The organism is uncultured Aquabacterium sp., assembly GCF_947366995.1.
Lineage (GTDB): Bacteria > Pseudomonadota > Gammaproteobacteria > Burkholderiales > Burkholderiaceae_C > Aquabacterium.
The window spans coordinates 88,592-98,777 of the sequence record NZ_CANBCC010000005.1 but is presented as its reverse complement, the minus strand read 5'-3'; the positions used below and the strand labels follow the sequence as shown (position 1 = coordinate 98,777).

Sequence of the window (10,186 nt, the reverse complement as noted above, 5' to 3'; positions counted from 1 at the left end):
GAAGTCGAGCAGACGATTGCCGACTTCGTGCGCTGCGCCCAGCTGGCCCAGCAGGCCGGCTACGACGGTGTCGAGATCATGGGCTCCGAGGGCTACCTGATCAACGAGTTCATTGCCGCGCGCACCAACCAGCGCACCGACGCGTGGGGCGGCAGCTACGAGAACCGCATGCGCTTCCCGGTGGAGATCGTGCGCCGCACGCGCGAGGCCGTGGGCCCGAACTTCATCTTGATCTACCGCCTGTCGATGCTGGACCTGGTGGATGGCGGCTCGAGCTTCGACGAAGTGGTGCAGCTGGCCAAGGCCGTCGAGGCGGCCGGCGCCACGCTGATCAACACGGGCATCGGCTGGCACGAGGCCCGCATCCCGACGATTGCGACCAGCGTGCCGCGCGCCGCCTTTGCCTGGGTGACGAAGAAGCTCAAGGGCCAGGTCGGCATCCCGCTGGTCACCACCAACCGCATCAACACGCCGGAAGTGGGCGAGCAGGTGCTGGCCGAGGGCTGCGCCGACATGGTGTCGATGGCCCGCCCGCTGCTGGCCGATCCCTTCTTCGTGGTCAAGGCCGAAGCCGGCAAGGCCGATGAAATCAACACCTGCATTGGCTGCAACCAGGCCTGCCTGGACCACACCTTCAGCGGCAAGATCACCTCGTGCCTGGTGAACCCGCGTGCCTGTCATGAAACCGAACTCGTCATCGAACCCGCCAGCCAGCCCAAGCGAATCGCCGTGGTGGGCGCCGGCCCTGCCGGTCTGGCGTGTGCCACCACGGCCGCCAGCCGCGGCCACGATGTGACGCTGTTCGAGGCCGACGCCGATGTGGGCGGCCAGTTCAACATCGCCAAGCAGATCCCGGGCAAGGAAGAGTTCTACGAGACGCTGCGCTACTTCCGCAAGCAGCTGGCGCTGACCGGCGTGAAGGCGCGCTTCAACACGCGCGTGTCGGCGCAGGACCTGATCGACGGCGGCTTCGACGAGGTGGTGCTGGCCACGGGCGTGGCGCCGCGCACGCCGGCCATCCCGGGTGTGGACCACCCCAAGGTGCTGAGCTACCTGGACGTGCTGCGTGACAAGAAGCCGGTGGGCAAGACGGTGGCCGTGATCGGCGCGGGCGGCATTGGTTTCGACGTGTCGGAGTACCTGACGCACGAAGGTGAGAGCCCCTCGCTGGTGCCCGAGAAGTTCTATGCCGAGTGGGGCATCGACACGAGCTACGCCGAGCGCGGTGGCATCAAGGCGCCGAAGCTGGACACGCCGCCGCGCCAGGTGTACCTGCTGCAGCGCAAGACGAGCAAGGTGGGCGACGGCCTGGGCAAGACGACGGGCTGGATCCACCGCACTTCGCTGAAGAACCGCAATGTGGAGATGATCGCGGGCGCCACCTACGAGAAGATCGACGACCAGGGCCTGCACATCACGGTGGGCGGGCAGCAGACCGTGCTGCCGGTGGACAACGTGGTGCTGTGTGCCGGCCAGGAGCCGTTCCGTGCGCTGCAGGACGGCCTGCAGGCAGCGGGCGTGAAGGTGACGCTGATCGGCGGGGCCGACGTGGCCGCCGAGCTGGACGCCAAGCGCGCGATCAAGCAGGGCACCGAAGTGGCCGCGGCGCTTTGATGTTGCGCGTGAAGAACAGGATCACACCATGAGCCAGAACACCGTGGACACGACCCCGCCGCAGCTGGAGACGCTGCGCGTGACGCTGAGCGACCACATCGCCACCGTGACGTTGAATCGGCCGGACAAGGCCAATGCGATGAACTGGGCGATGTGGCAGGACATCCGCAGCGCCATGCAGTGGGTGGACCGCACGCCCGAGGCCCGGGTGGCCATCATCGAAGGGGAGGGGCGCCTGTTCACCTCCGGCATCGACCTGTCGATGATGATGGGGCTGCAGGGTCAGATCAAGGACGACTGCGATGGCCGCATGCGTGAGAAGCTGCGTCAGCTGATCCTCGAACTGCAGGACACGCTGACCAGCATCGAGCGATGCCGCAAACCGGTGATCGCCGCGATCCACGGTGGCTGCATTGGCGGTGGCGTCGACCTGATCAGCTGCACCGACATGCGCTATTGCTCGGCCGATGCCTACTTCACGATCAAGGAAATCGACATCGGCATGGTGGCCGACGTGGGCACGCTGCAGCGCCTGCCCAAGCTGATCGGCAACCAGGGCATCGTGCGTGAGATGGCCTACACGGGCCGCCGCGTGGAGGCCACCGAGGCGCGCGAGATCGGGCTGGTGAACCGCGTGTTCGACAGCCGCGAGGCGCTGCAGGCCGGTGTGCGTGAGGTGGCGGCCCAGGTTGCGGCCAAGTCGCCGCTGTCGATCCGTGGCACGAAGGAGATGCTGAACTACAGCCGCGACCACTCGGTGGCCGACGGGCTGAACCACATCGCCACGTGGAACGCGGCCATGCTGATGTCGACCGACCTGACGGCGGCGATGATGGCCGGGATGGCCAAGCAGACGCCCCAGTTCAAGGACTGAGTGCGGTGTTCGTGGGGTGCGCGAGGTGCGGGGCCAGCCAGGCCTGCAGCGCGCGCCATGCGAGGTCGACCTGAAGGCGTGCGGCCTCGGACAAGGGGGCGCCCAGCGTGAAGTCCGACCCGGGCACCGACAGCACGGTGCAGGGCGGCGGTGCGGTCTGCAACAGCCGGGTGTACAGGCTCAGCAGGTGCGCCGGTGTGAGGTGGTGGCTGGTCCAGGCCGGGCCTTCGGGGGCGGCCGTCACGGCGGTCCATTCGGGATGCGGGGACGGGGTGGCTTGGGCGTCGATCACCAGCACGTGCGTGCGGTCGGTCAGGTCCAGCACATCTTCTGCCGAGAGTTGCATGGTGGTGATCTCCTCGATCTGATCGGACAGCGTGGATGGCTGTGAAGCGAGCCACGCCTGCAGCCGATCGGCCAGCGCCGGGCCGATGCCGTCGTCGCCCCGCGCAGGGTTGCCGATGGCAATGACGAGCAGGGGCGCGCGATCGGGAGGCTGATCCCACAGGCTCATTCGGCGAGCTCCGGTCGTTCCAGGTTGCCGTCCTCGTGCTTGAGGAGCACGTCCTGAAGGGCGCCGTCGGCATCGCGCAGTTCCAGCCGCATCGGCATCTTGCCCAGCGCATGGGTGGCGCACGACAGGCAGGGATCGTAGGCGCGGATGACCACCTCGATGCGGTTGAGCAGGCCTTCGGTGAGCTCGCGCCCATCGAAACACTGCGCGGCCACCTGGCGCACGGCCTCGTTCATCGCGGTGTTGTTGTGCGTGGTGGAGACGATCAGGTTGGCGTGGGTGATGAGGTCGTCTTCGCCGATGCGGTAGTGGTGGATCAGCGTGCCGCGGGGCGCCTCGATCACGCCCACGCCTTCGCGCAGCGGCGTGCCGGTGGCCATGAGGTCGGTGCCGAGCAGCGCCGGGTCATCCAGCAGGTGGGCGATGGTTTCGGCGCAGTGCAGCGTGTCGATCATGCGGGCCCAGTGTTGGGCCAGCGAGGCCGTGACCGGCCGCCCGCCGCCCCAGGCCTTGAAGGCCTGCCTGGCCGCTTCGGCCCGTGGGGTGTCGAGAAAGGTGGCGTTGTTGATGCGGGCCAGCGGGCCCACGCGATACCAGCCCGTGTCCGGGCCGTGTGCGCGCAGGAAGGGGAACTTCATGTACGTCCACGGCTTGACCGCCTCGCCGATCAGGGCGTCGTAGCCGCGCACGTCCACTTGGTCGACCACCAGGTTGCCTGCCGCGTCGGTCACGCGCAGGGCGCCGTCGTACAGGTCGGCCGCGCCGTCCGCACGCACGAGCGACATGAACATCGACGGGAAGTCGGCGAAGGTGCCGTGCTCGGGCAGGTGCTGCACGAAGAGGTCGCGCGCCAGGTCGACGGTCTGCGCGCACCAGTCGATCACCTGGTCGATGTCGGCGCGCATCAGGTCGCGGTCAGCGGCCGACAGGGGCTTGTTGAAGCCGCCGGGCACCGAGCCCGTGCCGTGGATGCGCTTGCCCGTCAGCAGTCGGATCACCTCCTGGCCATACTTGCGCAGGCGGATGCCCTGCAGGCCCAGCTCGCGGTGGTCCTGCAGCACGCCCATCACGTTGCGGTGGGGCACGGCGTCGTCGAAGCCGAACAGCAGGTCGGGCGAGGCGAGGTGGAAGAAGTGCAGCGCGTTCGATTGCAGCACCTGTGCGGCATGCAGCAGGCGCCGCAGCTTCTCGGCGGTGGGCGTGATGCGCGCGTGCCCGATCACGAAGGCATCGCAGGCCTTGCTGGCGGCCAGCAGGTGGCTGACGGGGCAGATGCCGCACAGGCGCTGCACGAGCGTGGGCACCTCCCAGTAGGGCCGGCCCTGGATGAAGCGTTCGAAGCCGCGGAACTCGACGATGTGCAGGCGCGCCTGCTGCACGCGGCGGTGTTCGTCGAGCAGGAGGGTGACCTTGCCATGGCCCTCGACGCGGCTGACCGGGTCGATCACCACGCGGCGCAGGCCGTCGGGCTGAGAGGCGGTTTCAAGCGGGTGGGGCATGGTGGGTCAGTCGAAGCGGCGGGCGTGCAGCGGCAGCTCGGTCGCGATGTCGGGCGTGCGCCGGGCGAGTTCGGCCAGCACCAGGGCGCGAAAGGCGTCGGCCGGAGGGGGGCAGCCAGGCAGGGTCAGGTCCACGGGCACGACCTCGTGCACGGGCAGCACCTTGTCGAGCAGCGGCGGCAGCTCGGGGTCGCGGGGCAGTTGCGGATCGTGCAGCCCCTCGGCCAGGTAGGCGGTCTGCATCAGCTCGGCCACCGGGATGCCGTTGCGCAGGGCCGGCACGCCGCCGTACATGGCACACGCGCCCACGGCGACCAGCACGCGGCAGCGGGCGCGGAAGGCGCGCAGCACCTCCACGTTCTCGTGGTTGCACAGGCCGCCTTCGATCAGGCCGATGTCGATGCCGTCTTCGGACAACGTCTTGATGTCGGTGAACGGGCTGCGGTCGAAGGTGACGAGGTCGACCAGATCGGCCAGGGTCTCGTCGATGTCGAGCAGCGACATGTGGCAACCGAAGCAGCCGGCCAGCGAGCAGGTGGCGATGCGCAGCGGGCGCGGGGCGAGGGGCTGTGACATGGGCGCCTCAGGTGTCGGCCTGCCGTTCGGCGATGTCGGCGTGGTCGTAGGGGCGTGCGCCGATGGGCACGGCAAAGCCCTGGCGTTTGGGCATCAGCGCACCCACGGGGCAGAAGGACAGGGCGCGGTCGGTGGCGGCGACGGTGCTGTCCTTGAGCAGGCCGCTGGCGCTGTTGACGAGCAGCGTGGTCCGGGCCCCGCGGCCGCCGATGGCAAACACGTTCTTGCCGTCGACGTCGCGGCTGGCGCGCACGCACAGCTCGCACAGGATGCAGCGGCTGCGGTCGAGCCACACGTCGGGGTGCGAGGCGTCGACCGTGTGCGGCGTGGTGGCGTGCACGAAGTGCGTGTCGACCATGCCGACGTGGTAGGCCACGGCCTGCAGGTGACACGCACCGCTCTTCTCGCAGAAAGGGCAGTGGTGTTGTCCTTCGACGAACAGCATCTGCACGAGGCGCTGGCGGTCGTGCTGCACGGCCGGGGTTTCGCTGTGCAGCACCAGGCCTTCGCGCGCGGGCAGGGTGCAGGCGGTGACCATGCGGGGGGCTGTCGATGTGTCGAGCTGCATGCTGCACACCTTGCAACTGCCGACGGGCTCGAAGTCGGCGTGGTGGCACAGGTGTGGAACGTAGATGCCGGCGGCGGTGGCAGCCTGCATCACGGTCTGGCCGGGCGTGAAAGGGATGCTGCGGCCGTCGAGCATGAAGGTGGATGTGGCGGCTTCCGCGGCGGGGGGCAGGGCGTTCATGGCGTGGGAACGGTGGGAGGCCGCGTGGCGGGCAGGTGGACGGTGGCCGCATCCACGTCGAATGCCTGGGCATCGGGTACCAGCCGGCGGTGCACCTGGTCCGGGAAGTGCGCGAGGACGTCGAGCAGCGGGTGGGCCGCGGTCTGGCCGAGGCCACAGTGGCTGAGGCGCTGCATCAGTGCCCCGGTTTCCTGCAGCCGGGCGATGTCGCGGGGCCCGGCGCGGCCGGCCAGCAGGCGGTCGGCCGTGTCGGCCAGCTGCACGCAACCTACGCGGCAAGGGGTGCAGAAGCCGCACGATTCATGGGCGAAGAAATGCGTGTACTGCCGGGCGATGTCGAGCATGTCGCGGCGGGTGTCGAACACGGTGAAGGCGCCGCCGGTGGGCAGGTCTTCGAAGGCAATCTGGCGGCCGAGCTGGCTGGCGTCGATCAGCTTGCCGGAGGGGCCGCCCACCAGCACGGCCTGCACGTCGGTGGCGCCGGCATCGGCCATCACCTCGGCCACGGTGATGCCCCACGGGACCTCGTAGAGGCCGGGCCTGGCCACGTCGCCCGCGACGCTGAGCAGCCGCGTGCCGGGCGAGTGTGCCGTGCCGTGGGCGCGGAACCAGGCCGCGCCATGCACGGCGATCTGCGCCACCTGCACGAAGGTTTCGACGTTGTTGTTGACGGTGGGCAGGCCGAGGTAGCCGCGGTCGACCGGGAAGGGCGGTCGGGTGCGCGGGATGCCGCGCTTGCCTTCGACAGACTCGATCAGCGCGGTCTCCTCGCCGCACACATAGGCACCCGCGCCCAAGTGCAAGGTGATGTCGAAAGGCTGGCCGCTGCCGGCGACGTCGGGCCCGAGCCAGCCGGCAGCGCGGCGTTCGGCCAGCACCTGGGTGAGGTGGTGCGCCATGAAGGCGTACTCGCCGCGCAGGTACACGAAGCCATGCGACGCGCCCACCGTGAGGGCGGCCAGCGTCATGCCTTCGATGACCTCGTGCGCCCAGTCCATCAGCAGCAGGCGGTCCTTGAAGGTGCCGGGCTCGCCCTCGTCGGCGTTGCAGGTGATGGCCTTGGTGCCCGGCGCCTGCTGGCAGGCGAGCCACTTCTGCCAGGTGGCAAAGCCGGCGCCGCCGCGCCCGCGCAGGCCGGCATCACGCAGGGTGGCGATCATCTCGGCGCGACCCGTGTCCAGACCGCTGACCAGCATGCGTTGCAGCGCGGTGCCCGGCGCGATGGGGTGGCTGAGGGTCTGCTGGTGGCGCCACACGGGGTTGTCCACCTCGAAAAAGTCGGGGGGCCAGGCCTCGAGCGGGGTGGCGGTGCGGATCAGGTGGGCGATCTCGTCGATGCGGCGGGGCGTCAGGCGCACGAGGGGCCGGTCGTTGACCAGGCCGGCCGGGCCCTGGTCGCACATCCCGGTGCAGGCGGTGCGGTGCACCGACACCAGCCCGTCGGCGCGTGTCTGCTCGGGTGTCACGCCAAGTTGCTCGCACAGGCGGGCCAGCAGCGCTTCACTGCCCTGCATGCGGTCGGTGGGGCTGTCGCTGAGGTAAACGGTGTAGCGGCCGCGCGGCGTGGCGCTGAGGAAATGGTAGAAGCTCACCACGCTGCGAATGGCGGCGTGACCCATGCTCCAGCGGTGCGCGAGCGCATCGACGACCCACTCGGGGACGTGGTGAAGGCGCGCCTGCACCTCACGCAGCACCTGCAGCAACGCGCCCGGCCCGGCGGGCCATGGGGCCAGCAGGGCATCCAGATCCAGCAATTGGGGCGGGGCAGTGTTCGGCGGCATGCGCGGGGGCTTCTGGCGTTCTACAATGAACCCATTCACCGCATCCTGACAAGCCCTGTGCGTCGCTTTCTCGCGATCTTCCTGATGTGCCTGCTGCCCCTGCAGTCGTTGCTGGCTTTTGCCGCACCGACATGCGGGTTGCTGCCTGCTGCATCGGCGCAGACAGGGGCGGGTCATGGCGAGGGGGGGCACGATGCCCACCACGGACACCACGCGGTGATGGCCCACCACGCCGACCACGGTGGTGCGGCCGCCTTCAGTCTGCACGGTGAGCCTTGCCCGCACGCCGGCTTGCATCCGTCAGACAGTGGCAGTTCAGGGCAAGCGTCCGATCAGGCCGATTGTGACGGCCTGCTGCATTGCATGGGATCGCACCTGGTGCCCTTCGCCCGTGTGCTGGACGTGCAGACCGCTGCGCTCACCGCGCGCGACCTGCTGGTGCCTGGCCTGGCCAAGTCGTTCCGCTCGGCCCTGACCGAGCCGCTGCACCGTCCGCCGATCGCCCGCGCCGCCTGAAGCGGTGGCCGGGGTGTCTTCCCGCGTGCCCGACCCTGACTGTTGAACCTGGGCGCTGCCCGGGTCGGTTGGTGCGCCCACCGCTTCCTCGCCGTTTGCGCTTGAGACGCTTTCGAGGAAGCCCATGAAATCATCTGTTTTTTTGACGGGGTGCGCGTGTGCCCTGTCCAGTGCGGCCGTGCTGCTCGCGCGGCCGGTGCTGGCCGCGTCGCCCGCGGGCGCCGAGCCGGCTGTCACGGTGGCTCGCAATGCGTGGCCCGCCGAAGCCGCCGGCCCGCTGCTGCTGCGCCAGGGCGTTGAAGCCGCGTGGCAGCGCCATCCCTGGGCCCAGGCCCTGGCCACCCGCCAGACCGAGCAGCAGGCCGACCTGTCGGTGGCGGGCGCGTGGGTGTCATCCCCGCCGACCGCCAGCCTCGGGCGGCTGAGCGACCGTGCGGGCACGCGTGCCCCGCGCCAGGAGTGGGAAGCCGAGCTGAGCGTGCCGCTGTGGTGGCCGGGTCAGCGGGGAGCCGGTCGCACGTTGGCCGAGCGCAGCCAGGCGCAGCTGGAGGCGGAAGCCGCCGCGCAGAAACTGCTGGTGGCGGAAGCCGTGCGGACAGCCTGGTGGACCGTGCTGAGCGCGCAGGACCAGGTCGCCGTGCTGCAGGGCCGGGTGGAAGCCGCCGAGGCCTTGCAGCAGGATGTGGAGCGCCGCCATCGTGCTGGTGAGCTCGCCCGGGTGGACGCGCATGCGGCCTCGGCCGAGTGGCTGGCTGCCCGCAGCGAACTGGCGGAAGCGCGGCAGGCTCTGCGGGCCGCCGAAGGGCGGTGGCAGGCCCTGACCGGGCTGCCGATGGCGGCCCAGGTACCCAGTGCCACGTGGCCGTCGGCCCAGACGGAAGAGGTAACCGTGGACGCGCACCCCGCGTTGCAGGCCGCACAGCTGGAGACAGCGGTGGCCGAGGCCCGCGTGGACGTGGCTGCCGCGGCGGCGCGCGAGGCCCCGGAAGTGGCGGTGCGCGTGGTGCGCGAGCGGCGTGACACCACCGAGTCCTTCGACAACACCGTGGGGGTGCGCGTGAGCGTGCCCCTCGGCTCCACACCGCGCACCCTGCGGGCGAGCGCCGGCGCGCGGGCGGAATGGATTGAGGCCGATGCGCGGATGGCGCAGCTCACGGCGCGACTCCACGCGGCCCTCACCGAGGCGCGCGAGGCCCTGGCCACCGCACGCACGCGGCTCGGCCTGGCCCGCGAGCGAGCCGAACTGGCTGCCGACAGCGAGCGGCTGCTGCGCAAGGCCTTTTCACTGGGCGAGGTCGACCTGGCCACGCTGCTGCGGGCGCGGGCCGGGGCGTTCGACGCCGACCGCGAACTGCGCCGTCAGCGCCGGGCGCTCGATGCGGCCCAAGACCAACTTCAGCATGCCCTCGGGAGGCTGCCATGACCCTGAACAAGATGCCTCACCCCCTGATGTCCTTTCTGTGTGAGCGCGTGCGGCGTCCCGCGATGGCGGCGCTGCTCGCCTTGACCTGCATCGGCGCCGTGGGCCCTGCATGGGCGCATGGCGGCGAAGACCATGGTGACGAGGCTGCCACGCCGGCCACATTGCCGGGTGTGCTGCCCCGCGCGGTGACCCGCACCGACGAGGTGGAATTCGTGGCGGTGCTCGAGCCCGGGCGCCTGCGCGTGTACCTCGACCAGGCGGCGACCAACGTGCCTCTGGCGGGCGCGCGCGTGGAGGTGGAGGGCCTCGGCGCCACGGCCGTGGCTGCCGAGAGCGAACCAGGCGTGTACGACCTGAAGCTCGCCCAAGCGCCGAAGCCCGGGCACCACCCTCTGACCGTGTCGGTTCAGTCGGGTGACACCGAGGACTTGCTGACGGCCGAACTCGACGTGCCGGAGGCGCCCGCCGCTGCGGACCACGATCACAGCGACCACGACCACCCGGAAGCGGCGAGCGGGTGGACGACCGCCTTGTGGGTGCTGGCCGGGGCTGTGTTCGGCGCCTTGGCGGCCACGGCGCTGCGCGCGCTGAACCGCCGGCGTTTGGCCGCATCGCCAAACGTGAACACCGGGAGCTGACAC

At 70.2% G+C, this 10,186-nt stretch carries 10 protein-coding genes; 5 read left to right on the top strand and 5 right to left on the bottom strand.

Annotation, left to right across the window (positions count from 1 at the left end; all coding sequences use genetic code 11):
* Positions 1-1,614, top strand: a 1,614-nt coding sequence (locus Q0Z44_RS03100; protein ID WP_298010123.1) for an FAD-dependent oxidoreductase, incomplete at its 5' end; no start/stop codon positions are given.
* Positions 1,615-1,642: 28 nt separating this feature from the next.
* A complete protein-coding gene (locus tag Q0Z44_RS03095) occupies positions 1,643-2,488 on the top strand; it encodes a crotonase/enoyl-CoA hydratase family protein (protein WP_298010118.1) in 846 nt (281 codons plus the stop codon).
* Here Q0Z44_RS03095 and Q0Z44_RS03090 read toward each other — a convergent pair.
* The 5 genes from Q0Z44_RS03090 to Q0Z44_RS03070 are packed head-to-tail and all read right to left on the bottom strand — an operon-like array spanning position 2,478 to position 7,606.
* Positions 2,478-3,002, bottom strand: a complete 525-nt coding sequence (locus Q0Z44_RS03090) for a hydrogenase maturation protease (RefSeq protein WP_298010114.1) — start codon at positions 3,000-3,002, stop codon at positions 2,478-2,480. The two genes, Q0Z44_RS03095 and Q0Z44_RS03090, sit on opposite strands and share 11 nt — an antisense overlap.
* A complete protein-coding gene (locus Q0Z44_RS03085; RefSeq protein ID WP_298010111.1) occupies positions 2,999-4,501 on the bottom strand; it encodes a Ni/Fe hydrogenase subunit alpha in 1,503 nt (500 codons plus the stop codon). Before Q0Z44_RS03085 ends, Q0Z44_RS03090 begins: the two co-directional genes overlap by 4 nt.
* A gap of 6 nt (positions 4,502-4,507) precedes the next feature.
* The gene (locus Q0Z44_RS03080; RefSeq protein WP_298010106.1) at positions 4,508-5,077 is read right to left on the bottom strand and encodes an NADP oxidoreductase; all 570 of its coding nucleotides are present in this window, start codon (positions 5,075-5,077) and stop codon (positions 4,508-4,510) included.
* A 7-nt stretch (positions 5,078-5,084) separates the two neighbouring features.
* Positions 5,085-5,825: a 2Fe-2S iron-sulfur cluster-binding protein gene (locus Q0Z44_RS03075; protein WP_298010103.1), complete on the bottom strand. Its 741-nt coding sequence runs from the start codon at positions 5,823-5,825 to the stop codon at positions 5,085-5,087.
* Entirely contained in the window at positions 5,822-7,606 is a 1,785-nt protein-coding gene (locus Q0Z44_RS03070) for an NAD(P)H-dependent oxidoreductase subunit E (RefSeq protein ID WP_298010099.1), read from the bottom strand. The genes Q0Z44_RS03075 and Q0Z44_RS03070 overlap by 4 nt, the downstream gene beginning before the upstream one ends.
* Positions 7,607-7,690: 84 nt before the next feature.
* On the opposite strand from Q0Z44_RS03070, the gene Q0Z44_RS03065 reads away from it, so the two are divergent.
* The 3 genes from Q0Z44_RS03065 to Q0Z44_RS03055 all read left to right on the top strand — a co-directional run bounded on the left by Q0Z44_RS03065 (position 7,691) and on the right by Q0Z44_RS03055 (position 10,183).
* Positions 7,691-8,122 (top strand): hypothetical protein, encoded by a 432-nt coding sequence (locus Q0Z44_RS03065; protein WP_298010095.1) that lies wholly within the window; start codon positions 7,691-7,693, stop codon positions 8,120-8,122.
* 124 nt (positions 8,123-8,246) lie between these two features.
* Positions 8,247-9,545 carry a TolC family protein gene (locus tag Q0Z44_RS03060; RefSeq protein WP_298010092.1) on the top strand — a complete coding sequence of 433 codons (1,299 nt, stop codon included), beginning with the start codon at positions 8,247-8,249 and terminating at the stop codon, positions 9,543-9,545.
* On the top strand, positions 9,542-10,183 hold the full coding sequence (locus Q0Z44_RS03055) for a hypothetical protein (protein ID WP_298010087.1): 642 nt from the start codon (positions 9,542-9,544) through the stop codon (positions 10,181-10,183). Before Q0Z44_RS03060 ends, Q0Z44_RS03055 begins: the two co-directional genes overlap by 4 nt.
* The last annotated feature ends 3 nt before the right edge of the window (positions 10,184-10,186 follow it).